Source organism: Paenibacillus sp. MAHUQ-63, assembly GCF_028765165.1.
Taxonomy (GTDB): Bacteria; Bacillota; Bacilli; order Paenibacillales; family NBRC-103111; genus Paenibacillus_E.
Genome location: NZ_JARADB010000002.1, coordinates 1,156,188 through 1,180,559, shown reverse-complemented (window position 1 = coordinate 1,180,559; position 24,372 = coordinate 1,156,188). Strand labels below are relative to the sequence as shown.

The following is a 24,372-nucleotide window of genomic DNA, read 5'->3' as shown; positions in this document are numbered from 1 at the left end:
TATTCCCATATATTAGAATGACTATTTTTTTATACTATTGAAAAAGGTTTATGGGGTCAATAGAATTTGAAATTTTATTTTATTTTTGTAATTTCAAATAAATATTTATTTCTTTTTCCGACAAAATGAGACAAATCGGCAAAAACGCCCGCATTCTCCAGGAAGGCGGACGCTTTGTCCTTGATGGTTCAGATATGCTAGCAAGCTGCATCCCTCAAAACTTGAGTTCGGCGATCGCTTTTTTATATTTATCAATTCGGGCCTTATCTCTATCGGTCATCTCCGGCATGCGGCTGGTATCGCAATTATCCTTCAGATCGAGGAGTTTGACTTTCGTAGCCAGCGGATTTCGCTTGATTCTTAGTATAAAGCTTTCGTAGGTTTCATCCGCTCTTCGCGTCAAGCAGTCCAGCGCTTCGATCACGTTAAGGCTAAAGCCTTCGTTCTTCAGATCGAATAGCGTCATATCCGAATCCTCCACGACATCATGCAGGACGGCGACAATGGATTCCTCGGTCGTTACGGCTTTGCTGGCCAATCGAATGGGATGTAAAATATACGGGTTTCCGCCTTTATCGGTTTGACCGTCATGCGCCTTGGCAGCCAGCAGAATGGCTTTCGTTAATGTACTCATGTCTGCACCTTCATTCGTAAGTAGTAACGCTCCTATCATAGCATCGATACGATTCGGAAGCTATATGAGGAGGCTTACGGGAGGCGCCAATTTTAAATTATGAACGCAGGCCGGCCCGCTTCAAAGCCCCCATTGAATCCGCTTTCAGAATATCACCCTCCATGAACAGCATCTTCTCCGCTTCTTGCCTGCCCGGCTTCAACCGGGGCAATCTCATCCAAGCAAACTTTACAAATCAATTTCCGTTTAAAATAATACGGCTCTCTCTCACTCCCGCAGAAAATGCAGTTCAACACGCATTTCGTTACGATCACCCGCTCTTCATCGCAATAAATCTTCACTTCGTCATCCGTGCCGATATTGAGCAAACGCCGCATCTCGATCGGTAGAACAATACGACCTAATTGGTCAACCTTGCGCACAATCCCCGTAGCTTTCATTGCCTCACCCTCTCAGTCTGCCCTTCTAAGTCAAAGGTCGTAGTTCTACTAAAATATTTCGTTCATTTTTCACTTATGTCAGGTATGTTTTACCAGTTCACATCGCCAAAAAATAGAAAATCCGCCTTACACAGGTTCCTGTGCCTTGGCGGATTTTCATATTTTTTTATTCATATTGCCTGCTCTATACACATCTTTGGCTTGCCGCGATTGGGCGGGTTTTACCAACCTTTATGACCGGATCGAGGCGGCGACCGCATTATGGAAACAATCCCGCAGCCTGGCAACGGATTTCTCACGGCCATAGTGAACTCTGTTGGTCAGAAGCACGGCGAAAACTTGCGAAGCCGGGTCCATCCACAAGGAAGTGCCGGTAAATCCCGTGTGACCGAAGCTCCGAGGCGAGAACCAATCGCCGGAAGCGTCCCATTTGTCACCCTTCAGCACCCAACCGAGCCCACGGTTTGCGTGTTCCAACTCCCGCGTATAGCTTCGCGTCGCCGCTTCGACCGCTGCCGCAGATATCAGGCTGCTGCCGTCGGCAAGACAGCCCTTGTTCAACCACATCGCGGCGTATTTGGCCGCGTCATGTGCCGTGGCGAACAAGCCGGCATGCCCGCTAACGCCGCCCATCGCCCAGGCGTTCTCGTCATGCACCTCGCCCCAGCGGCAGCTGCCCTGCATGAACTCGGTCGCGGCAATTTGCGGCCGCAGCTCCGCAGCCGGTCGGTAGCCGCTGCGGGTCATGCCCAGCGGTTCCAGCACATACCGGCGCGCAGCCTCGTCCAGCGGCAGACCGAACAGATGCGCCGCCAGCTCGCCCAGCACGATGTAATTGAAATCGCTGTATTCGTAACCGCCGCCGCACGGATAAAGCAAGGTCTCTTCCATGACCGCGGCTCTGATCTGCTGCGGGGTCCAACCGTGTGCGTGAAGGTTCTTGTAGGCTTGGAAGCCGGACGTATGGGTCAATAGATGCAGAATCGTCACTTCGCCTTTGCCGCCGGCGGCAAAGTCCGGAAAAAAACGGGCAACCGGGTCCTTCAGCCGCAGCTCGCCGCGGTCGATCAGCTGCAAAATAAGCGGCAATGTCACCATCACCTTGGTCAATGAAGCGCAGTCATAGATCGTATCTTCCGTTACCGGAAGCTCCTGCTCCTGCGTGACAATGGCGCGGCCGGCAGCGCAGGAACCGACGATGACGCCGCCCCGGCCTACGAGCGCCACGCCTCCGGGAATTTCGCCGCTGTCAATCTCTCGCTCCAGTAACCGGAAAGCGGCTTGGAGCTTATCAGGGTCCATCCCTTGCTGCTCGGGTGCGGTTGTCGGCAGTTGTTGTTCGGCGCGCATCTTATTCGAATGAACGGCGCGACGGCCACGAGCCTTGCAGCTTGCGAATGAACATGATCTGGCCCGTATGATACGCATCATGCAGGATCAGGCTGTTCACCCAGCGTCCTGCAGATTGCGTACGATTCGGGTATACATGCTCGAAATCGTTCTCTCCCCACTGCGCAAGGCGTTCGCGGATGGCTAAATGAACCGTTTGCAAACGGGATAACGTCATCTCCCACGCTTCGCCGGATACGGACTCAACCGCAAACGTATCGTCATTCGTCGCATCCGGATATTCCATCTCTTCCCCGGTCATCCGTTTGAGCAATCTTTCTTTATAAAAAATCAGATGCTGCACATTTTCCCAGATCGTGTTGACGTGTTCGCCTGCAGGACGCCAATTGGCTTGCTCGGCAGTCAATCCTTTCAGCGCGTCCGTCAGTGGAGGATACCAGTCTTCCTTGTCATAGCAGCACTCCCAACCATGCAGCAAAAGCTCAACATTATTCATTAAACAGCCTCCCAATATTATCATTAGTAACCACCAAATATGAATTAACAAGTTACATGGCTAATTTACCATGGAATGTTTTTCCGGTCAAGTAACTAGCAAAAATACTTTTCAGATGTTACACTGAAGCATAAAAAAGATCGGGGTCATGTCATATGCTTTGGGACGATTTACTGAACAGCTTGCATCGAGACTGGAGGGGCGACGGCGCAATCGATGACCGCTTGGATAACCCGGACTGGCTACACCGCTGGCTTACGAGCCAGAACCTGAATATGGATCGTCCCCCGGAACCGGCAGAGCTGCAAGAATTGAAAGAACTGCGAGCACTGCTGCACCGAATCGTGACGCAATTCGTATCCAAGGCTATGCCGCATGAAGCGGATACGGAGGCGCTCAATGCGATTATGGCCGGCGGTCCGGTCATCCGCAAGCTTGTATCGGACGAGGGACGCTATCGCCTGGAATGGTATGGCCTTAACCGGCGATGGGAGCAAGTCCTGGCCGATATCGCCGCTTCCATGGCGCAATCGATAGCCAATGGCGAAACGTCGCGAATTCGGATTTGCGACAACCCGAACTGCCTCTGGGTGTACGTGGACGAAACGCGCAACCGTTCCAAACGGTATTGCGATGACAAAATGTGCGGCAATCTGATGAAGGTGCGGCGCTTTCGGGCACGGCAAAAAGCCGCTGCCGACGCTCCCAAACACGACCACGAGTGATCATGTCCAAGATGTCGGCAGCAGCTTGGTTACCGGGTGGTAATTCAAAGATTCGCAGCTGCCTATTTCCTTCGCTTCATTCCTGTGCAAGGACCAATCGAACAGCCTTGCCGATTTCCTCATAGCTTGTGCAGCGGCATATGTTGGAGCGCAGCCACTCCGTGATCTCTTCCTCGCTCGCTTGCCGTCCGGTCTGGGCAAGGGCATGTGCAACCATGATAAAACCGGGGGTACAGAAACCGCATTGAAAAGCGAAATGCTTCACAAAAGCTTGCTGCACGGGAGAGTCCCCCCCAAGTCCTTCGATTGTCGTTATCCGCTTGCCGTGTGTCTCGATCGCCAGCATCATACAGGATTTGACCGGAACTCCGTCAACGATGACCGTGCAAGCGCCGCAATCTCCATTCTCGCAGCCGGCTTTGGCTCCCGTGAAGCCCAGCTGCTCGCGCAGCACACGCAGCAGCGTATCCGCCGAACGGATAGCGGCATGATGCGGCCGGCCGTTAACGAGCAGTTCCATCTCCCCTCTAACCATCCCTTCTTTCATGTTGCTTCCCCCTCTCTTCCAGAGCGGTCATCACATCATATAACGTATTGCGCAGCACGAATGCCCGGTAGTCGCTGGAGCCAAGCAGATCGCTCATAATCGGCAGCGGCCAGCTTCGTATAACGTTCTCTACACGAACACCGAGCGGAAGCATTCCCTCATTCAGGATGTTCTCCAAGCTGCGCGAACGAAACGGAACGGAACTGACACCGCTGAAGGCGGCGCGAACCCCTTCGCTGCTGCGAAGGGCGGCGATGCGAACGATGGGGTAGTCGATGCGTTCCATTTTGGTCTTTTTCACAGTGACGTAGGGTAGGTGCGTATAAGCGGCACCGGTAATCAACTGTACCAGGAGGTCTCCTCTCGCCAGCCGCGGTTGACCGTTCAGCAGCTCATGGACCGATATGCGGCGTACGCCCGCCGGACCGGCCAGCACGGCTTCGCTGTCCGCCAGCAAAAATGGCAGAAGTACTTCCCGGTATATGAAGGCTCCGCAGAGATTGCCGCCGAGCGTAATTCGGTTGCGGTTCGTACGATCCGCCACATCCCGCGATGTATCTGCCAGCAGCGGAAAGAAGCCGGACTCTTCCAGCTCCGTCAGCGTTAATGCTGCGCCAATCACGAGTACGTTCTCCTTCTCTCGAAGCTGCATCACCTTGCATTCAGCAATATCTTTCACATCGATGACTGCTCCTGTGCGAAGCTTATTCAACCGGGCCATGGAAATGATCTCCGAGCCGCCGGAATAATAGCGCGGCGCTTTGCCGCTCGCCTCGGCCTGCTGAAATAGAAAGACCGCCTCATCCAAGCTTGCCGGCTTATAATATTCGAAGTCGAACGAAATCATCGGCCTCCCCCTCTAGCCCGCCAAATCATCTCCGGCGTCAAAGGCAATGTGTCCAATTCGACTTCCGCCGCGAGAGACAAGGCGTTCGCCAGACAAGCGGGCATCCCAATGGTGCCATGCTCAGCGACCCCTCTGGCGCCATACGGTCCCTCGAGGAACGGCGTCTCCACGAATTCCGCCAAATAGGCAGGCGTTTCACCGTACCGTGTTACCTTGTAGGAACGCAGCTGCGGGTTCAGCACCTGGCCGGCCTGATTGTACAGCAATCCTTCACGGGTTGCGAAGCTGAGGCCCATATTCATGCCGCCGATGACCTGACCTCGCGCCGTGCCTGGATTGATCACCTTCCCGGCATCAAATACGGATGCCGCTTTGAGCACGCGATACGTGCATTCGCGGGTATCGAATTCCACTTCAACCGCTTGCGCGCCTAAGGTCCACTGCTGGCCCGGAACACCTTCGCCCGTTTGCGGATTCAGTCTGGTCGTGTCGCGGACACGGTAACGCCCGCGGCCGATCACGGGTTCGCCGACAGCGCGGCCGTCCAGGAATTGGAATCGCTGACCAGCTTACTGATCTTCAGACTTATGATGGGATCGTCCTTCACGAATACCATCCCGCGTCCAACCTCCAGCAGCTCCGCCGGCATTTGCAGGGCAAGCGCAGCATTGTTTTTCAATTGATTGATCGCATCGTCAGCCGCGTCGAGCACTGCCCTGCCGACCATCATCGTCGAGCTGCTCGCAACAGTCCTCCAATGCTCCGGTGTAATCTGCGTATCGATGTCCATCTTGACATGGACCTGATCCATCCGCATTTGCAGCCGCTCCGCAAGAATCTGCCCCATCGCCGTGCGGTTCCCTTGTCCAAGCTCCACCGCGCCGATGCTAAGATTCGCACTGCCGTCATGGTTGAAGGTGACCGTTGCGCCGGAACCGGTTTCCACGGACATCCCGAACGCTTTCCATACACAGGCCATGCCTTTCGTCCTGACCGTGTGCGGACCCGTCTGTACATGCTGACCTTCCTCCCAATGAATCAGTTCCTTCAGCTTACGGATGCATTGGGGCAAATCGCCGATGGAGCTGCTTGTAAGCGGAGTCTGCGTCGGGGGCGTATCGCCCGGCAAAATAGCGTTGTTGAGCCGAAGCGCTAACGGATCCATCTCCAGCCTTTTGGCCAGCCGGTCCATCGTCCGTTCGATGCAATAGAGCGCTTCCGTATGACCGAAGCCCCGGAATGCCGTAGCATAAGGGTGATTCGTATAGACGCACAAGGCGTCGCACCACACATGGTCGATCTTGTACGGACCCGTACAATCGACAGCCGCCGATTGCGTGACGGCCGCCCCCTCATCGGTGTATCCGCCTGTGTCGAACAAGAGCGTCACTTCAGCCGCCATCAGCTTGCCTTCTCGGGTGGCGCCGAGCTTCACTTTCGCCTCCAGACCGATATGGCAGGGGGAACTGACGATGTCGCATTCGCGGGAATTGTTGACTTTGACGGGCCGGCCGCCGCAAGCTTTGGAGGCCAAATAGGCGATATATTCGAGCTGAATCGACCCTTTACCGCCAAAGCCGCCACCGACGAACGGCACGTGCACGATGACCTTGGACTGGTCGACATGGAAGAAGTGCGCAAACGCACGTTTGATCGTATAAGGGTCTTGCGTTGAGCTTTGAATCTCGATCAAGCCGCCAGGCTTCACTTCGACAATCGCGCAGCGCGGCTCTATGGCGGCGTGATCGGACGTGTTGAAGGCATAGGTCCCTTCGACGGTCACCTCGCTTGCCGCCCAGCCCGCAGGCATATGGCCTTTGCGGATGCGAACCCAGTTGCCGATATTCGTGTGTGCGACGGGGTACACGTCTCCCTGCTTCTCATAACCGGCTAATCCTTCATGAATTAGCGGCGCACCGGGCGCAAGGGCACTGCTCGGCGAATGTACGACCGGCAGCTGCTCGAACTCGGCGCGAATGCGGGCTGCCGCCTCCTTGGCCCGATGCTCCGATTCGGCAACGACGATGACGATCGGTTCTCCGTAATAACGAACTTTGCCGGAAGCGAGCGGCGGCCGGTCTGCCAGCATACTTCCGGTAAGAACAGCTATGTCATCTCCACGAATCACTGCATGAACGCCGCTCATTGCCTTGGCGCCGGAGACATCGATGGACTGGATCCGCGCATGGGCATAAGGGCTGGTCACGAGCCAGCCGTGAAGCAGTCCGGGAGACTGCGTATCGTTCGTATACTTCGCAACCCCGGTTACTTTCTCTTCAGATTCCAGCCGCGGAATACTCTTTCCTATCACTGTCACAAGCGACACGCTCCCTGCTCATTTCCGACAATCTATTTTTATCATCATATCGCATAACAACTCGTCTCATTCCGTTGCTTCTTCTGCAGAGTACCGTCAAACATCCAATCCGATTTAGGTCCTGATACATACTTTACTTACATATCTTTCGAGAGGATGATGGACAATGGCGAAAATCCGGCAAGGAGACGGCGGCCCCGTACAATTCAAGCATCGAATGGAGGGGTTAACTTCGCGTGTAGAGGGACACCAGCATGCCTTCGGCAATTTGACGGACTTATTCATTCCTGAAGATGGCAGACACCGCCACACGTTCAGGGGCATTACAACGACAGCTGACGGCCATAGGCACTCCTATTCGGGACGAACCGGTTTAAATATCGGCTTCGGGGTCAATCATTTTCATCGTTTCTCGATTCAAACGAACATCGCGGACGGACATCGGCATCTTATTTCCGGTCGGACTACAGGCCTGATTCGCCTTGGCGGCCGGCTCGGTCACAAATTAATCATTGAAAAAGTCTTGCGCGAGCGCGTCAAGAAGTAATGCATGACAAAAAGGACTGCTCCTAGTCAACAGAACTAGTCGAGCGGTCCTTTTGCTTTTGCCTTATCCAGCCTGTTTCTTCGTGCCGATCGGCAGAATCAAATCCACCGTCGTACCTTTGTCAACCTCGCTCCTGATCTGCAGGCTTCCTTGGTGGGCTTCGACGATTTTATGACAAACCATCAAACCTAATCCAGTCCCCTTCTCCTTCGTCGTGTAGAAAGGCTCTCCCAATACAGCGAGCCGCTCCTCGGCAATGCCGCAGCCCTCGTCCGTGAAACGGATGAAGACTTGGCTGCCGGCCGTTTGAAGTTGGATGACAATATTGCCGCCTTCCGGCATCGCTTCTATCGCATTTTTGAGGATATTAATGAAAACCTGCTTCAATTGATTCTCTTCGCAGTTAATCAGAGGCAGATCCGGCGCCATTTCCGTATGGATCACCACATTATTAAGAATGGCCTGCGTCTCTAGCAGAGAAATAACATCATGGGCAATTTTGCGGACGTCTTTCATTTGGAAGTGAACAATCGAAGGCTTGGCAATGACCATAAATTCGCTCACGATGTCATTGATCCGGTCCAGCTCCGAGATCATAATTTCGAAATAGCTCTCATACCCCGTCACCTTAGATTGCAATAATTGCACAAAGCCGCGCAGCGACGTAAGCGGATTGCGAATTTCATGAGCGACTCCTGCCGCAAGCTGCCCTACGATCGAGAGCTTCTCGGTTTTGAGCAGCAGCTCCTCGGTTCGTTTGCGCTCTGTGATATCTTTGGCAATCCCATAGACGCCGTTCACTTGCTCATGAATAATAATCGGCACCATTTTCAAGTTGATTTCGATGATTTTCCCTGTTTGGAGCGTAAGTGTCATTTCGATGCTGTCGGACTCACCTTTCAGCGCCCGGGCGAACAGCTGCAGCGCCTTCTTCTTGTCCTCCGCACGGACGAAAGGCGATAGCGACCGATAGCTGAATGCCGCCTCCGGGTAGCCTGTAATCTTCTCCGTAGCGTTATTGACAGAAGTGACGTTCCCTTTCAGATCAAGCGTGAAAATCGCATCGGGATTATGCTCGACAAGCGACTTATAGCTCTGCTCGCTTAGCTCCAGCATATCTTGCGCCCGTTTGCGCTCCGTGATGTCTCTGCACAACAGCTGTACGGCAGACGTGCCCAGGAATTCAATCGGCACCTCGCGAACTTCCACATCGATCACCTGTCGGTCGAGACGCAGAAACTTTTGATCCATCGGTTCCGTCGGCCGTTTGTCGTCATTCACTTGCTTCATTCGTTCCCGCGTCATACTCAAATAATCCGGATGAACAAAATGCTCCATAAGTCTTCCAATCAGCTCATCAGGATGCTGTGCACCAAGAACCTTCGCGCCTGCAGGATTAATAAAAACAATAACCCCGTTCGTATGTACAACGATCGGTTCTGGCGAGTGCTCTACCAGAATGCGGTATCGCTCTTCACTTTCCAGCAGCTGCTTTTTCAACCGTTTCAAACAAAAATATAAAATTAACGCCGTAACCCCGACATAAAACAATCCTTTGGATGAGTTAACGGAAACCGCCTCTGACGACTTCAGCGTTCGAACCAAGTGATCCGATAGAATGACCCAAAGACTGCCGACCAATACATAGATGCCTGTGACTTTTAATGCGGATTTGATTTTTTTCACTTCTTTTGGCTTGTTCTGCATTTCACTCTTCTCTTCCTTGACCATGCTGTGCGGCTAATAGTCTTCAAGGTTATATCCATAAGTATATCATTTAAAATGGAACTTGCTTATTGGATCTTTCTCCCAAATTGAATCTCACACATTCTATTGGACGAACATATAATAGAATAACACAGCTAGAAGGGAGGTCTTTCCCGATGAAACGTTCAGAGTCATTCAAAATTTGTCAAAAATATATGGGACGCGAAGTGGTTATCCGCACCACCCACGGTACTTATAAAGGAAAAATTGTTAAATTGGACAATAACAAAGTGTATTTGCAGCCGCTGCGGCCATCCAATAAAGCGCAAATCTCATTTTTTCCTTTTATCATTCCGCTCGTACTCTTCGATCTTCTAGCTATTGGTCTATTGGCTTCACGTCCGTTTTTTCCGTTTCGGCCGTTCTAACGATCAATAACGAACAACCTCATGCCATACGATGAGGTTTACTTGCAACATGACAAAAAAAAGACAGGGGGCTTGCTGCCCTCTGCCTTTTTGTTATTGCTCTTTCAAATATCCGCTGGCAAACTCGTAAAAAGCGCTAGCGTCTTCCCATTTCTGGAAGCCGGCTTGAGCTATTTTATCACTGCCTCCGCCTTTTCCGGCATATGCACCCAAATTCGCTTTGAGAAAAGCTCCGCAGGCGACAGGCGTTCCGCCGCTGTTCGCGAGTACGACCTTGTTGTCCAATTGCGATGCCAAAAGTACGGGAAGCTTGCTCTCCTCCGCCAGCTTCGCTGCGAGCATTTGCAAATCTTTCAATACCCTGTCCGCAAACACATGAGCAACAAAAGGATGCCCGGAGGACAACGTCAACAATTCCTGCGCCACATAAGCGTCGTTTCTTTCTTTGAGCTCCGAGAGTTCGGCTTGAAGCTGCTTATGCTCCTGCTCCCATTTCGCAATCCGATCCATAATTTCGTCTTTGCCGGTATTATACTTAACGGATAATGCGCCCAAAATTGTCATGCAATCATTGAACTCATCCAATGCCCGATAACCGCATTTGAAGTATACTCGCGTATTCCCCTTCTGCTTCTCGGATCTCAACAGCTTGATCATGCCGATCTCCCCTGTGGATGCAACATGAGTTCCGCCGCAAGCGTTGTATTCGATTCCTTGGATCTCCACAATGCGAATGCGCTCTGTTACCTTCGGCTGTTTGACGAGCGGCAGCTTGGCCAGCTCCTCTTCGGATACGAAATAACTGCTCATCCTGCGATTCCGATAAATTTGCGCATTCACTTCCCGTTCGAGCGCTGCCAGTTGATCAAGCCGCAGTTCCGGCAGCTCGATATCGATGGTTGCATAATCGGTCCCAAGATGAAAACTGAGCGTCACCGCTTGATACATCTCGCGGCAGACGGCTGATAACAGATGCTGGCCGCTATGGTGCTGCATATGATCCAATCTTCGTGCCCAATCCAGCTTACATGCAACCGAACTGCCATCCGGCAGGCTCGCTACTTTATGCAGCACCTTCTCCTCCTCGCTGACGACATCGAGCACCGGAATTCCGCCGATCTCCCCTTGGTCACAAGGCTGGCCGCCACCATGCGGATAAAAGGCCGTGGCCTCCAGAACGAGGTACCATCCATCCTCTCTTGGCAGCACCTCGCTGACCGTCGTTTCCCATTCTTGGATATAAGCGGAATCGTAATAAATCTTCTTCGTCATCGCTTGCTTCCTTTCTATTCTATGGCAGGCTTTCAGCGGTGAAGCCATCTTTCCATCACCACATAGTCCTTGCCGCCTTTGGTGAATTGTTGATCCGTTGCTTTCAGGCCGAACTTCTCATAGAAAGCGGCCTTATGGCTCCTGGCATTGCAGAAAATGCGCGTCACGCCGGCCTTCGCCGCCTCTTCAAGCACATAACTCAGTAACCGGCTTCCATAACCACGGCCTTGACTCGCATTCTTTGTCGCAAATTTGCGAAACTGCGCCTCGCCGCCCTCGATGAAGAGAGAGACGACAGACTGGAGCTCTTCCCCGTCATAAAGCCCATAATGCATCCCCTTATCGTCATCCGCAAGCTTCACATAATCCAGCTCACGGTCCGGCCACATCACCTCATGACGCAGCTGCCATGCCAGCTCTTGAGAAACCGTTCTAATTTCCACTGCTTTCTCTCCCTCTATTGTTGTTACTTCCCTCTCAGCCAGAGCTTGTCCACACCATACGCCATGGCTGTTCCGAAAGCATAACGTACGAGATCTATCCATAGAAAGCCTCTGCCCAGCACCAACGCACCCAAAGTGGTACTTCTCAGATCGGTCATCCACACCGACTGATTCAGTTGACTGAACTCAATACCGAAGCTGAAAAGCAAGGTAAGCGCCGCAGCCAAGCCCAGCTTCTGCCGTTTGTTCATCATCAGCCGAATGCCGAAATAAACCATGCTGGCCCAAAGCATATCCCCCGTGTGTTCAGCCCAAAAAGTCGGAAGATAGGAAGCGAACCTTCTTGAAGCCAGCCCCAGCATCATCGCGATGACCACTGCTGCCCCGTATCTTATCATCGTCTACCTCACCCTATGTAACGTATACGTTTTATTGTAGGGGAAGTTGAGCATTTTAGCCACCCTCGGCCATAGCTGCATGCAAAAAAAGCCAACCAGAAGAATTCTGGATGACCTCATCCTGTGAAAAGCCGCCTTCGGGGCAGCTTTCCGTTATAGCTATAGTCTAGCTTAGCGCGCTTTCCTTTTCCTCCGATGGAACACGAACCACGCGATACCGATCCCGCCCGCCAACAGCAGCGCGCTGAAAAAAAGGATATAACTCAAATGAAATATATTATTAATGGGAATCCCTCCTGTTCATAGGCTTGCTCGCTCAGGAAAGCCGTGCGATGCCAGCGAGATGATCCGCCATGCCGATTCGCCGATCACCAAATCGAACTCGCAATACGCCGTATCTTCGTGCAGCTCGCATGCATGCAATTCATAATCGGCATTCCCGATTCGAAAAGAAGCTGAATCCTCGCAATATGAGCATGCTTCCGTCTTTATTGTATCCATTAACCCAATGTCCCCCACCGCTCTAAATTATCATTAATTCATTATGCCCCATTGGCGGGATTTTCATACTGGAAAATAAACCTTCGCGATATTACGCGCTTGTCAGGCATGAAACTTGTCCCCCGCACATACTATGGAACTAAGCAAATGAAGCGTTTACATGAAGGAGTTGATGTCCATGTTCGACCCCAAAGAATGGACCAAACAGCTCAAATCCATTCACGGCATCGTAAGAATCATTTACGTCAACGAACATACCGGCCTGGCGAAATTGCGCAGCACATTCACCAAAGAGCAGCAAAAAGCGCTCGAACGTGAAGATAAAAAGCTATCCCATTCTTGAAAATGAAAAGAACGCTCTTGCAGCGTTCTTTTTTTGTTGCGTGTGCGCCTGCTCCGGGAGGTGGTGGCGCAGTGCGAAGGAGCGCCTGCGCACAATGTGTGGCTCCCAAGCGGAGGCGACAGCCGCTTGGGGGGCGGACGTTAGCCGGGGGCGTGCCGCGGTAATGGGCTGCGCGCCCAATCGGCGAGCCCACCGCGCTGCACCGCAGGCGGAGCTAACGGACACAGGAGACGCTAATTGCGCGGAAATCGCCGCTATGCGGAGCTAACGGACACCACAGCGCCTATTTGCCGAATTTCTGTGCGAAATCGGGCAAATGAGGGAAAATAGCGGCGCTGGTGTCCGTTAGAATGCGAAGGCGGACCGGATTCCGCCAATAAGGTCCGCTGTGTCCGTTAGCTGGCTCCGCGCCGCGAAAAAGGCTGCGCGAGGCTGCGTAGGGCTGTGCGCCCGATCGGCGAGCCCACCGCGCGGCGCTCGCAGGCGGAGCTAACGGACACAGGAGACGCTAATTGCGCGGAAAGCGCCGCAATGCGGAGCTAACGGACACCACAGCCCCTATTTGCCGGATTTCGGGGCGAAATCGGGAAAATGAGGGCAAATAGCGGCGCTGGTGTCCGTTAGAATGCGAAGGCGGACCGGATTCCGCCATTAAGGTCCGCTGTGTCCGTTAGCCGGAGGCGTGCCGCGCAATGGGCTGCGCGAGGCTGCGTAGGGCTGTGCGCCCGATCGGCATCGGCGAGCCCACCGCGCGGCGCTCGCAGGCGGAGCTAACGGACACAGGAGACGTTAATCGCGCGGAAAGCGCCGCAATGCGGAGCTAACGGACACCATAGCCACTATTTGCCGGATTTCGGGGCGAAATCGAACCAAAAAGGGCAAATAGCGGCGCTGGTGTCCGTTAGAATGCGGAGGCGGACAGGATTCCGCCAATAAGGTCCGCTGTGTCCGTTAGCCGGCCCCGCGCCGCGCAATAGACTGCGCGACGCTGCGCATGGCTGTGCGCCCGGTAGCCAAACCGACCGCACGGCACCCGCAGGCGGAGCTAACGCCCCCCCCCCCCGCCCTCCCGCCAACGCTGCCGAGCTATATCCTGCTCATCAGCTGCCGCACCTTGGCAGCGGTATCCGATCCCGGCGACGGCGTATACACGCTGCACCGCAAATCCGTCTGCCCTTGAATCTGCAGCGTCGTCAAATCAAAGAGCAGCTTCCCGACCTTCGCATGGCGGAATTCAATCAACACCTCAGGCGCGCGGCTAACGTCGCTCTGATTCCAGAAAGCCCGGAATTCCGGATTCCGCTCGCTGATCCGTTCAATAAACTCACTGTACCAATTGTCCCCCACATATTGCCCGTAATAAGATCGGAACATCGCCAGAAACCCCCTGGCGAAATCCCGCCAGTTCACCGCCAGAGCCTTCAGCTCCTTCCGTGTAAAAAGCAGCCAAATGAGATTCCTCTCCTCCAACGGAACTCCGGAAAAATCCAAAAACATCGCCGCAGCCGCCGAATTCCATCCGACGATATTACAGCGGCGATCGGAGATAATCGCAGGGCAATCCCGCAGCTCGTCCACGATGCGGCGAAGCGCCGGCGTCACCGTCGGCGTCTCGTCCACAATCGCCGTCGGCGCGGGCTGCTCAAGAGCCAGCATGAACAAATATTGGCGCTCATCCTCATTCAACTGCAAAGCAAGCGCGATCCGGTCCAGCACCTGAACCGACATTTTGATTTCCCTGCCCTGCTCCAGCCAGGTATACCACGTCGTGCTCACACCGGCTATCGCCGCCACTTCCTCCCGGCGCAAGCCCGGCGTCCGTCTCCGGCTCCCGCCCAGCAGCCCGGCATCGCCGGGCTTCAACCGGGCCCGGTGGGCGGTCAGAAACTCCGACAGCTCCTGCAGCCGTTCCTTCGTATTCATGGTCATACCTCCCTATAAGTGCATCCTAGAAGCTATTATACCAGTATAAACTATAACTTGTAATAGGATAACAACTGTGACATTCTAATGGCATAACAGTAGAAACTAATCCCCATGCACATATAAATAAGGAGGAAATAGCATGAAACGTGTTGTGATTACAGGAATGGGAGTCATCACTCCCCTCGGTCATCAAGTGGATGTATTTTGGGAGAAGCTGACAAGCGGCACCTCCGGCATTACCCCAATCGATCACATGGACGTCTCCGGATACAAAGCCGGCATTGCCGGCGTCATTCGGGATTTCGACGCCGAGGCCGCCGTAGGGCGCCGGGAAGTACGGCGCATGGACCGGTACTGCCAATTCGCCGTTGCCGCAGCCAAACAGGCGATCGACGATGCCGGCCTCGAGATCAACGCGGCCAACGAAGAGCGAGTCGGCGTCTACATCGGCTCCGGGATCGGCGGCATCCATACGATGCTGGACAACTACCGGACGCTGCTGACCCGCGGCCCCGGCCGCGTCAGTCCGACCGTCGTGCCGATGATGATCGCGAACATGGCCGCTGCGCAAGTCAGCATCCTGTATGGCGCCAAAGGGCCTTCGCTCGCGCCGGTGACCGCTTGCGCCACAGGCAATAACGCCATCGGCGAAGCCTTCAAGCTGATCCAGCGCGGAGGCGCAGACGCCGTCATTGCCGGAGGCGCCGAAGCGACGGTCACCGACCTCGCGCTGGCGGGCTTCGGCAATGCGACGGCGCTGTCGACGCGCGAGTGTCCGCCGCAGCAAGCCAGCCGCCCGTTCGATGCGCAGCGCGACGGCTTCGTCTCCGCCGAAGGCGCCGGCGTGCTGGTGCTGGAGTCGCTCGAGCATGCCGAGCTCCGGGGCGCCAAGATCCATGCCGAGCTCGTCGGCTATGGCTCAACCTCGGACGCCTACCATATCGTGGCGACCGATCCGGAAGGCTTGGGCGCCTACCGAGCCATGCGCGATGCGCTCGCGGACGCCGGGGTGGCGGCTGAGGAGCTGGACACGATCAACGCCCATGCGACAAGCACGCCGGCCGGCGATCTGTCCGAGACGCTTGCCATCAAGCGGCTGCTTGGCCGCAGGGCCTACGATGTGCCCGTCAGCGCAAACAAATCGATGCTGGGGCACATGCTGGGCGCAGCAGGCGGCGTGGAAGCGGTCGCGCTGATCAAGACTCTGCAGGACGGCATCATCCCGCCGACGATCAATCTCGATCATGCCGATCCGCAGTGCGATCTGGATTATGTGCCTCACCGCGCACGCACAGCCGAACTGCAATACGGCTTATCGAGCTCGTTCGGCTTCGGCGGCCATAATGCCGTCCTCGTTTTCAAAAAATACGGCGCTTAACATAACGCAGATACAGCAAAAAACCCTTACCGGGCAAACTTGTCAATTAGTTCGCCTGTAAGGGTTTTTCCTATGGTTTAAGCAGCAATAAGCGGTCATCGCTCGCGCCCGGACTGCCTCGGCCGTCGGTATTGTTCGTGATTACATACACATCGCCGTTATGCAGCTTCACATCCCGGAGCCTGCCTTCCCCCTCCAATTTGGTCGTCAATTGATTGGCTGCAGGGTTATACTTATACAGCTTCTGCCCGCGCAGCGTTGCGAACAACAGCTGTCCATCGGCATCGACCGTCATGCCCGAAGGGGCGATCGCCGTATTGCCGGTATGGTACAACGGGCTGACCATGCTCTCTTTCTTCGCGCTGCCGATGATGAGCGGCCACCCGTAATTTTTCCCTTTTTCAATGAGGTTAACCTCATCATGCCCTCCCGGATCCCCCGACGGACCATGCTCCGTGTTATACATCCGGCCCTGCTTGTCCCAGACGATGCCTTGCGGATTGCGATGGCCGTAAGTATACACGTAGGACCCGGGAAACGGGTTATCCGCAGGCACTTTGCCATCCAAGGTCATACGCAATATTTTGCCCGCCGTACTTTTCATATCCTGCGCCAGCATGTCGTTGCCCGAATCGCCTGTCGTCACATACAGCATCTGATCAGGACCAATGGCTATCCGCCCGCCATTATGGGTGTAGGCTCCCGGGATGCCTTCGAGATACGCTTTGACCTCTTCCCAACCGCCGTTTTTCTTCTGCAGCATGATGACGCGATTATAGGCTTTGCCGCCTTCTTCATAGGTATGATAAGCATAGGCCTGTTTCGTTTTCGCAAAATCAGGAGACAATTGGAGACCGAGGAATCCGCCTTCCCCTTGATGCTTGACCGGCTTTTTGAGCTGCACCTTTTGCCGGGTGACGGAATCGCCGCTTATTTGGACAATATGGCCCTCCCGCTCGCTCACATAAATCGTATCCCCGTCAAACTGGATGGACCAAGGAATTTTCAAGTGCTCCGCAAGCACCGTGTAGGCTCTAGCGGCGGCGGGCTTGCTGTCCGCTGTTTTCACTTGGTTCTCGGAATCGCTGCTGCGTGTACAAGCTGAGCACATGATGGCTGCAGCCATCAGGATCGTTCCCAAACGACCGGCTTTCATCCCACTTGTCCCCCTCACATCCTAATTTTATCCAATAAGTAAAATCCATTATAACGACTCCGGAAAGGGAAGTACAGCTGCATCCATGTAAGATAAAAAGAGAGCCCCCGCAAGGTCAAATCGACCTTATTTGGCGCTCTCTGCGGTTATTTTTTCACATTTTTCGTAAAATCCCATCCGCCCGTCACTGTCGTTACTTTGCCTGTCGGTCCAACCATATTGTATTTGATAGCGATAGAACCATAGCTCAACTCAATCGTTTCATTCGTCTCATACATGCTGAACGAGCTCACATTCACTTTTTCCAAATCGATCGTAATGACAGGCTTCCTGTCCTCGCTGCCTGAAGGCACGAAAACAATTTGGCCTTTCTCTAGCGATTTGGCCGTGACGGTGTTCAGAAACAACGGAATGGACGAGGCGTCAAAATTTTTGTTCAGCAAAATGGTGCTGGGCACGGCTTTGCCTGCCGATGATCCGGCTCCGCTAGTGCTGGCGCCCGCTGCCGTATTGTGGACATCGAAGGAGAAGGACTGAACTTCAATCCACTTTTCAAACCCTCTGGCTTGAGATTCGCCTTCAATGCCATCCAGCTTCAAATACACATCGTACTCTTGGCTTTCGGCTGCCGCTGCAGGCCATGCGCCGAAGGCCATAACCAACAAGATTAGCAGTACAACAACATACGTGTACTTTCGATAACGGACCTTGTTCAAACGATCACTCCTCATTCGTGTTACGATATGTATCCATCATCTCACTATATTGGAAGTAATGCTCTTTTATGCATATCGGGCAAAAAGAAAGTGCCGTGTTCGCCACGGCACTCCTTCTTCTCATTATGAGATCAAGCCGAATTCCCGGCCGACCTTCTCCAAGCTTCCAAGGGCAACGGCAAGATCCGCTTCCGTATGCTGCGCCGTCACAATCAGCCGAACGCGGCCTTTGTCCATCGCGACGGTCGGATAAACGATGCCTTGCGCGAAGATCCCCTCCTCGAGCAGGCGGTCAGAGAAACGCATCGTTCGTGCGGGGTCCCCTACGATGATCGGGATGATCGGCGTTTCGCTGGCGCCGGTATCGAAGCCCAGGCGCTGCAGCGAGCTCCGGAAGCCGTTCGCATTATGCCACAACTTGGCGACCAGATCCGAACTCTCGCGCAGCACCTGAATCGCAGCTAAGCATGTAGCTGCAACGGCCGGCGGCTGCGACGTGCTGAAGAGGAACGGCCGCGCGGAGTGGATCAAATGCTCTTTCAGCAGCTGGGCTCCGGCGACATAGCCGCCTACGGCGCCGATCGCTTTGGACAGCGTGCCGATCTGAATATGGACGCGTCCGTGCAGGCCGAAATGGTCGGTCGAGCCTTTGCCGTTCTTGCCCAGCACACCGCTGGCGTGCGCATCGTCCACATACACGATGGCGTCATAAGCTTCCGCCAATTGCACAATGTCCGGAAGCGGCGCAATGTCCCCGTCCATGGAGAACACGCCGTCGGTTACGATGACCCGTTTGCGATGATTTTGTGTATCTTTCAGCACGGCTTCAAGCTGATTCATATCCTTATGCGCGAAGATCCGGCGCGCCGCCTTCGTCAGGCGAATGCCGTCGATGATGCTTGCATGGTTCAGCTCGTCGGAGATCACGACGTCATCCGCGCCAAGAATCGCAGACAATGCGCCCTGGTTCGTCGTGAAGCCGGACTGGAAGACGAGTGCCGCTTCCGTGCCTTTGAAGGCTGCGAGCTCCAGCTCCAGCTGTTCGTGAATATCCAGCGTCCCCGTAATCGTCCGCACCGAACCGCTGCCGACGCCGTATTTCTCGATGGCGGCGATTGCCGCCTGCTTCAACCGGGGATGATCGGTCAGCCCCAAATAGTTGTTGGAGGACATTTGGAGAATACGCCGCCCGTTCAAATTCATCCAGGTGCCGGAGCCGCTCTCCCATACTTTGATCGTACGGTACCGGCCGTCCCGCTTCCAGCCCTCGATATCTGCCGCCAAATCGTTCAAATAATGCATGACGAACCTCCCAAGTTATATTAATGAGTAAAAACAATTTTACCGCATTGGCCCTCATGCATTAAACGGAAGGCTTCCTCATATTGGTCCAGCGTGAAGGTATGGGTGATTACCGACGCCAAATCCACGCGATGCTGGTTCAGCAGCCCTTTCATCTGGTACCAGGTCTGGTACATTTTGCGCCCGGTGATGCCTTCGACCTTAAGTCCCTTGAAAATAATCTGGTTCGTTACATCCAGACTGACTTCCTTCGTCGGAATGCCCAGGAGCGATACACGGCCCGCATTGGCCGCAGCCTCGAATGCATCCGCAATCGCAAGCGGATTGCCCGACATTTCAAGGACGACCTCCACGCCTTCGCCTTCCGTCAGCTTGCGCAGCTCCTCGGATGTACGCGTTTCCATCGCATTGATCGTGACATCCGCCCCCATCTGCGAGGCCATATTCAGCCGGTTCTGGTTAATGTCCACAGCATAGATTGCGCCTGCACCGCACGCTTTCGCCACTTTGATGGCCAGCAGTCCGATGGGACCTACCCCAATGATCGCAACCGTCTTCCCGACGATATCTCCCGATAGCACGGTTTGTACCGCGTTGCCGAGCGGATCCTGCAAGCAGGCTATTTCGAAAGGCAATTCAGGCGAATTATGAATAATATTGCTCGCCTTGACGACGGCATACTCGGCGAAGCAGCCCGGCGCCGTAATGCCGAAGCTTTTGGTATGCGGGCATACATGCCCGTTACCGGTTCGGCACGCTTTGCAATTCCCGCAGATCATATGCCCTTCGGCAGAGACGTGGTCACCGATTCTCACACCGCGAACCCGGTCACCGATCTCGACGACGATGCCGGCAAATTCATGGCCGAACACGTTGGGCGTAATGACGGTTTTGTCCGCCCAAGCATCCCATTTGTAAATATGCAGATCCGTTCCGCAAATGGAACTCGCCTTGATACGAACGAGCACTTCGTCGTCGCCGCACACCGGCACGGGAACTTCTTTCAATACGGCGCCGGGTCCGCGGTGTTCTTTGACCAACCCTACCATCATTCTGGACATGATGATTCCTCCTACGTGAATATACAATATACTGTACATATGTGCGTTTTACTGTCTATATATACCATATTACACGAATGTATGTTATATTGTAAATAGGCGAATTTGACGGACCCAATTTACTCAGAAGGAGTCACACCGATGCAAGAACCGATACACAAAATGGTCGGCAGAAAGCTGCTGAACATCCGCAAAACAAGAGGCTTAAGCTTGGATCAGGTAGCCGAGTTGACCGGCGTCAGCAAAGCGATGCTGGGGCAGATCGAACGGGGAGACTCGAATCCGACAATCTCCGTGCTTTGGAAGATCGTCAGCGGGCTGCAGATCTCCTTCACCTCTTTAATCGAAGACGATGAACCGAAGATTACCGTTGTCCGTTCGGATGATTTATCCCCATTCGAAGAGGAAGACGGCCAATATCGCGCCTATCCGCTGTTTCCCTTCCACCCGCAGAAAAACTTTGAGATCTATACCGTCCAAATGGATCGGCATTGCAGCCATACATCGGAGCCTCATAACGAAGGCGTTGAGGAATACATTCTGATGGTGGAAGGCAAGCTGCAAATCACGATCGGACAAGAGAGCTACACGCTGTATGCCGGCGACGGCATCCATTTCTCCGCTGACAGACCGCATACGTATACGAATCTCACGGACCGCAGAGCTGTCTATAAGACGATCATCTATTATCCCTCCGTGTAAAAAAACGCAAGCTGCCGGCTCCCGCCGGCGGCTTGCGTTTCTTCTATTAGACCTGAACCAACCGGTTGTAGAATTCCTCGATCGCAATAGGCTTGCCGCCGTTCAAACGGGATTCCTCCGCTGCGAACGACATGAGATGGCTGCGCACGGATACGGAGGCCGACGACGAGCTTTCGCCCCCTGCATACGTTCTCACTTCGCGCAAGAAGCTGCGCACGATGCCTGCATCGCCTCCGCCGTGCCCCTCTTCGGATGCGTGAACATGGATGGTCGTCTTCTCATTCGTCACGAAATCATGAACGGTGAACTCGTTCTCCTCCATATTGCCGCGAATGTCGCCTTTCGTCCCCATGATTTGGAGAATCCGCGTGTTGTCACGCGTGAACCCGCACATGCTGAACATGGCGGTCGCTCCGCCGGCGAACTCCATATTGACCACCTGATGGTCAACGACGTTATTATCGCTCCGGTATACGCATTTGCCATAAGGCGTTGTGCGTAGCGCTTCAATGATGCCTTCATTGCTCGTATCCGTCGTAAATTTACGCGCCCAGCGGCGGCCTGCGCCCAAATAATATTTGGGGGCGTAATATTGGCACGAGGTCTCAGCCGGACAGCCCTCCAAGCAGCGTGCCGGCGCGCCTTCCGGCGCGTTGGCCTCGTTGAAATGCATAAGCGACCCGAAAGAACTGACACGCTGGGCGGGCCCGCCCATGATATAGGAAAGAATGTCCATGTCGTGGCACGATTTGGCCAATATCATCGGTGACGACTTGTCGGCGTTGTTCCAATTGCCGCGAACGAAGCTGTGCGCCATATGCATATTACCGACATTCTCGTTCAGTTGAATGTTCACGATCTGGCCGATTTTGCCTTCGTCGATCGCGCGCTTCATGGCCGTCCAGAACGTGGTATACCGCAGCACGTGGCAGATTGTCAGCAGCCTGTTATGCTTTTTGGCCATGAGCTCCATCTCCACGCATTCGGCTGGACTTGGCGACATCGGCTTCTCGAGCAGAACGTGGTACCCAAGCTCAAGCGCTTTCAACGTTGGCTGATAATGCATCTGATCCTGCGTACAAATGATGGCGATATCCGCCAGCTTCGGCTGTGCCAGCAGCGCTTCCCAATTCTCCTGCGAATTTTCTGGCGCAATCCCGTGTGCTGCGGCAAAAGCGGCGCGACGCTCCGCATGCGGCTCGGCGACCGCCACGAATTGCAGTTCGTGCGGATAGTTTATTGCATAAGGCGCATACGCGTGCGCTCCTCGATCTCCCGCCCCTAGCAGGATTGCCGTAACTTTATCCATGATGAGTTCATCTCCTGTAACATTGTATGTAATTTTGAACCTATACCTATAAGTTATCTTATGATGAGCTTTAGGATTTGCTTCCTGTGAATGCGATCCCTTGAATGAAAGAACGCTGGAACACGAAGAAAATGACGATCATAGGCAGAATCGCCATCATCGAGCCCGCCATAATAATGGTGTAATTCGTTTTATGTTCGCCTTCCAGGAAAGCGATTCCTGCGGACAGCACCATTTTATCCGGTGACGAATTGACGATAAGCGGCCACATGAGATCGTTCCACGACCATAGCATGGTGAAAATGGCGAGGGCGATCATCCCGGATTTGGCGAGCGGCAGCATAATTTGCCAGTAGATGCGGAATTGGTTGCAGCCGTCAAGCTTCGCCGCTTCTTCCAGCTCGCCGGGCAGCGTCATGAAAAACTGACGCAGCAGGAACGTACCGAAAGCGCTGAATAACCCGGGTACGATAAGAGCCGTCAGCGAATTCAGCCAGCCCATATTTTTCATAATCATATATTGCGGAATGAGAAATACTTGCCCCGGCACCATCAGCACGGAAAGCATCAGAATGAAGAAAAAGCTGCGCCCCGGAAAAGCGATTCTGGCGAACGCATAGGCTGCCAACGAACAGATGACCAGCTGGCCGGCCACTTTTACCACAGTTGTAATGAACGTATTCCAGTAGAATGTAAAGAACGGCAGATTCACAAAAACCTTGGAATAATTGCTCCATTGGAACGTTTTTGGCAGCAGCACCGGCGGAATTGCCGTCGACTCGCCCAACGTTTTCACCGACGTCAGGAACATCCAGAGGAAAGGCGTGACCATGAGCACCGCGCCCAATATGAGAATGAGATGGATTCCGCCGCTCTGAAGCGATTTCTGATTGACCCGTTTCGTATTCATACACTCGCCTCCTTAGTCGTAGTGGACCCATTTCTTTTGAATTTTCATCTGAATATACGTAATGATCATAATGATGATGAACAGCAGCACAGCGATCGCGGAAGCGTACCCTTTGCTGTTTTTAAGAAATCCGTATTTGTAATACAAATAAACGACGGATTGGGTGGATTCCATGACAATATCGCCGACCATCATATAAATGAAATCAAACACCTGGAATGCGCCGATCAGTGACGTCACCAACACGAAGAAGATGGTCGGCGTCAAAAGCGGCAGCGTGATGCGGACAAACTTAGTGACAGCCCCCGCTCCATCGATCGATGCGGCTTCATAATAAGACTCGGATATGCCCTGCAAGCCGGATAAGAAGATGATCATATGGCTGCCGATTGAGCACCAGATTGCAACGATAATGATGGAGAGCAGCGCCGTACGATGATCGGTCAACCAGTGCGGACCGGGAATGGACAGCTTTCCGAGCACATAATTGATCAATCCGAAATCGGAGTTGTACAGCCACTTCCAAACCATCGCAATCGCAGCCGGCATCGTGACAACCGGTAGGAAATACAACGTTCGATAAACCGATAAGCCTCTCACCTTCTGATTCAGCAGCACGGCGAGGACGATCGATACAATAATGCCTACGGGCACGGCGGTAATAATATAGATGCTCGTATTGCGAAAGGCATAGAGCAAATCTTTATCCGTGAAAAGCTTCTTGTAATTCGCTATCCCCGACCACGTATACTTGCCAAAGGCGCCCCAATCCGTAAATGAGAAATAAAACGTCTGGAACACGGGCCAAATGTAAAAAATAAGCAAACCCAGCATTAACGGTGTGATCATGATGTACGCCCACATCCACTCGGATAGGCGCTTTGAGCTGAATCGCATGAGTACGCACGCTCCCATGG

The 24,372-nt window shown here is 53.7% G+C and carries 28 protein-coding genes; 7 read left to right on the top strand and 21 right to left on the bottom strand.

Annotation, left to right across the window (positions count from 1 at the left end):
• Positions 1-214 precede the first annotated feature (214 nt).
• From PUT07_RS13710 to PUT07_RS13695, 4 genes are all read right to left on the bottom strand, one after another.
• A complete protein-coding gene (locus tag PUT07_RS13710; RefSeq protein WP_274468660.1) occupies positions 215-634 on the bottom strand; it encodes a GTP pyrophosphokinase in 420 nt (139 codons plus the stop codon).
• A gap of 152 nt (positions 635-786) precedes the next feature.
• Positions 787-1,074 carry an AbrB/MazE/SpoVT family DNA-binding domain-containing protein gene (locus PUT07_RS13705; protein ID WP_274468658.1) on the bottom strand — a complete coding sequence of 96 codons (288 nt, stop codon included), beginning with the start codon at positions 1,072-1,074 and terminating at the stop codon, positions 787-789.
• Between the two features lie 231 nt (positions 1,075-1,305).
• The gene (locus PUT07_RS13700; RefSeq protein ID WP_274468657.1) at positions 1,306-2,424 is read right to left on the bottom strand and encodes a serine hydrolase domain-containing protein; all 1,119 of its coding nucleotides are present in this window, start codon (positions 2,422-2,424) and stop codon (positions 1,306-1,308) included.
• Between the two features lies 1 nt (position 2,425).
• Positions 2,426-2,920, bottom strand: coding sequence for a DinB family protein (locus PUT07_RS13695; protein ID WP_274468656.1), 495 nt, complete (start codon positions 2,918-2,920; stop codon positions 2,426-2,428).
• Positions 2,921-3,075: 155 nt separating this feature from the next.
• On the opposite strand from PUT07_RS13695, the gene PUT07_RS13690 reads away from it, so the two are divergent.
• On the top strand, positions 3,076-3,645 hold the full coding sequence (locus PUT07_RS13690) for a CGNR zinc finger domain-containing protein (RefSeq protein ID WP_274468655.1): 570 nt from the start codon (positions 3,076-3,078) through the stop codon (positions 3,643-3,645).
• 76 nt (positions 3,646-3,721) lie between these two features.
• On the opposite strand, the gene PUT07_RS13685 is transcribed toward PUT07_RS13690, so the two are convergent.
• Genes PUT07_RS13685 through PUT07_RS13675 form a run of 4 tightly spaced genes read right to left on the bottom strand, consistent with a single transcriptional unit; the run spans position 3,722 to position 7,356 of the window.
• Positions 3,722-4,192 (bottom strand): (2Fe-2S)-binding protein, encoded by a 471-nt coding sequence (locus PUT07_RS13685; RefSeq protein WP_379239657.1) that lies wholly within the window; start codon positions 4,190-4,192, stop codon positions 3,722-3,724.
• Positions 4,173-5,039 carry an FAD binding domain-containing protein gene (locus PUT07_RS13680; protein ID WP_274468654.1) on the bottom strand — a complete coding sequence of 289 codons (867 nt, stop codon included), beginning with the start codon at positions 5,037-5,039 and terminating at the stop codon, positions 4,173-4,175. Before PUT07_RS13680 ends, PUT07_RS13685 begins: the two co-directional genes overlap by 20 nt.
• Positions 5,036-5,560, bottom strand: a complete 525-nt coding sequence (locus PUT07_RS35430) for a molybdopterin cofactor-binding domain-containing protein (protein WP_338000753.1) — start codon at positions 5,558-5,560, stop codon at positions 5,036-5,038. The genes PUT07_RS13680 and PUT07_RS35430 overlap by 4 nt, the downstream gene beginning before the upstream one ends.
• Positions 5,557-7,356 (bottom strand): xanthine dehydrogenase family protein molybdopterin-binding subunit, encoded by a 1,800-nt coding sequence (locus tag PUT07_RS13675; protein WP_338000752.1) that lies wholly within the window; start codon positions 7,354-7,356, stop codon positions 5,557-5,559. The genes PUT07_RS35430 and PUT07_RS13675 overlap by 4 nt, the downstream gene beginning before the upstream one ends.
• 166 nt (positions 7,357-7,522) lie before the next feature.
• Between PUT07_RS13675 and PUT07_RS13670 the strand changes: the two genes are divergently transcribed.
• A complete protein-coding gene (locus PUT07_RS13670; protein ID WP_274468652.1) occupies positions 7,523-7,903 on the top strand; it encodes a YmaF family protein in 381 nt (126 codons plus the stop codon).
• Between the two features lie 63 nt (positions 7,904-7,966).
• Here PUT07_RS13670 and PUT07_RS13665 read toward each other — a convergent pair whose 3' ends face one another.
• Entirely contained in the window at positions 7,967-9,610 is a 1,644-nt protein-coding gene (locus PUT07_RS13665) for a PAS domain-containing sensor histidine kinase (RefSeq protein WP_274468651.1), read from the bottom strand.
• A gap of 176 nt (positions 9,611-9,786) precedes the next feature.
• Between PUT07_RS13665 and PUT07_RS13660 the strand changes: the two genes are divergently transcribed.
• On the top strand, positions 9,787-10,038 hold the full coding sequence (locus PUT07_RS13660) for a hypothetical protein (RefSeq protein ID WP_274468649.1): 252 nt from the start codon (positions 9,787-9,789) through the stop codon (positions 10,036-10,038).
• A 93-nt stretch (positions 10,039-10,131) separates the two neighbouring features.
• Here the strand turns inward: PUT07_RS13660 and PUT07_RS13655 are convergent, their stop codons facing one another.
• The 4 genes from PUT07_RS13655 to PUT07_RS13640 all read right to left on the bottom strand — a co-directional run bounded on the left by PUT07_RS13655 (position 10,132) and on the right by PUT07_RS13640 (position 12,652).
• Entirely contained in the window at positions 10,132-11,310 is a 1,179-nt protein-coding gene (locus PUT07_RS13655) for an alanyl-tRNA editing protein (RefSeq protein ID WP_274468648.1), read from the bottom strand.
• Between the two features lie 32 nt (positions 11,311-11,342).
• Positions 11,343-11,699 (bottom strand): GNAT family N-acetyltransferase, encoded by a 357-nt coding sequence (locus PUT07_RS13650; RefSeq protein WP_379239790.1) that lies wholly within the window; start codon positions 11,697-11,699, stop codon positions 11,343-11,345.
• 77 nt (positions 11,700-11,776) lie between these two features.
• On the bottom strand, positions 11,777-12,151 hold the full coding sequence (locus tag PUT07_RS13645; protein WP_274468646.1) for a ribosomal maturation YjgA family protein: 375 nt from the start codon (positions 12,149-12,151) through the stop codon (positions 11,777-11,779).
• 300 nt (positions 12,152-12,451) lie between these two features.
• Entirely contained in the window at positions 12,452-12,652 is a 201-nt protein-coding gene (locus PUT07_RS13640; protein WP_274468645.1) for a hypothetical protein, read from the bottom strand.
• Positions 12,653-12,830: 178 nt separating this feature from the next.
• Between PUT07_RS13640 and PUT07_RS13635 the strand changes: the two genes are divergently transcribed.
• A complete protein-coding gene (locus PUT07_RS13635) occupies positions 12,831-12,995 on the top strand; it encodes a hypothetical protein (protein WP_274468643.1) in 165 nt (54 codons plus the stop codon).
• 94 nt (positions 12,996-13,089) lie between these two features.
• Positions 13,090-13,263, top strand: a complete 174-nt coding sequence (locus PUT07_RS13630) for a hypothetical protein (protein ID WP_274468642.1) — start codon at positions 13,090-13,092, stop codon at positions 13,261-13,263.
• A gap of 818 nt (positions 13,264-14,081) precedes the next feature.
• Here PUT07_RS13630 and PUT07_RS13625 read toward each other — a convergent pair.
• Positions 14,082-14,918, bottom strand: a complete 837-nt coding sequence (locus PUT07_RS13625) for a helix-turn-helix transcriptional regulator (protein WP_274468641.1) — start codon at positions 14,916-14,918, stop codon at positions 14,082-14,084.
• Between the two features lie 142 nt (positions 14,919-15,060).
• Here PUT07_RS13625 and fabF point away from each other — a divergent pair, with 142 nt between their 5' ends.
• Positions 15,061-16,299 (top strand): beta-ketoacyl-ACP synthase II, encoded by a 1,239-nt coding sequence (gene fabF / locus PUT07_RS13620; protein ID WP_274468640.1) that lies wholly within the window; start codon positions 15,061-15,063, stop codon positions 16,297-16,299.
• A 70-nt stretch (positions 16,300-16,369) separates the two neighbouring features.
• Here the strand turns inward: fabF and PUT07_RS13615 are convergent, their stop codons facing one another.
• From PUT07_RS13615 to tdh, 4 genes are all read right to left on the bottom strand, one after another.
• Entirely contained in the window at positions 16,370-17,455 is a 1,086-nt protein-coding gene (locus tag PUT07_RS13615; protein ID WP_274468639.1) for a PQQ-dependent sugar dehydrogenase, read from the bottom strand.
• 146 nt (positions 17,456-17,601) lie between these two features.
• Positions 17,602-18,171 carry an Hcp family type VI secretion system effector gene (locus PUT07_RS13610; protein WP_274468637.1) on the bottom strand — a complete coding sequence of 190 codons (570 nt, stop codon included), beginning with the start codon at positions 18,169-18,171 and terminating at the stop codon, positions 17,602-17,604.
• A 123-nt stretch (positions 18,172-18,294) separates the two neighbouring features.
• On the bottom strand, positions 18,295-19,473 hold the full coding sequence (locus PUT07_RS13605; RefSeq protein WP_274468636.1) for a glycine C-acetyltransferase: 1,179 nt from the start codon (positions 19,471-19,473) through the stop codon (positions 18,295-18,297).
• Positions 19,474-19,493: 20 nt separating this feature from the next.
• Positions 19,494-20,534 (bottom strand): L-threonine 3-dehydrogenase, encoded by a 1,041-nt coding sequence (gene tdh / locus PUT07_RS13600; protein ID WP_274468635.1) that lies wholly within the window; start codon positions 20,532-20,534, stop codon positions 19,494-19,496.
• A 141-nt stretch (positions 20,535-20,675) separates the two neighbouring features.
• Between tdh and PUT07_RS13595 the strand changes: the two genes are divergently transcribed.
• The gene (locus PUT07_RS13595) at positions 20,676-21,236 is read left to right on the top strand and encodes a helix-turn-helix domain-containing protein (RefSeq protein ID WP_274468634.1); all 561 of its coding nucleotides are present in this window, start codon (positions 20,676-20,678) and stop codon (positions 21,234-21,236) included.
• A 46-nt stretch (positions 21,237-21,282) separates the two neighbouring features.
• Here the strand turns inward: PUT07_RS13595 and PUT07_RS13590 are convergent, their stop codons facing one another.
• From PUT07_RS13590 to PUT07_RS13580, 3 genes are all read right to left on the bottom strand, one after another.
• A complete protein-coding gene (locus PUT07_RS13590; RefSeq protein ID WP_274468633.1) occupies positions 21,283-22,545 on the bottom strand; it encodes a Gfo/Idh/MocA family protein in 1,263 nt (420 codons plus the stop codon).
• A gap of 70 nt (positions 22,546-22,615) precedes the next feature.
• Positions 22,616-23,455 carry a carbohydrate ABC transporter permease gene (locus tag PUT07_RS13585; RefSeq protein WP_274468632.1) on the bottom strand — a complete coding sequence of 280 codons (840 nt, stop codon included), beginning with the start codon at positions 23,453-23,455 and terminating at the stop codon, positions 22,616-22,618.
• Between the two features lie 12 nt (positions 23,456-23,467).
• Complete coding sequence (locus PUT07_RS13580) at positions 23,468-24,352, bottom strand: carbohydrate ABC transporter permease (RefSeq protein WP_274468631.1); 885 nt, start codon at positions 24,350-24,352, stop codon at positions 23,468-23,470.
• Positions 24,353-24,372 lie beyond the last annotated feature (20 nt).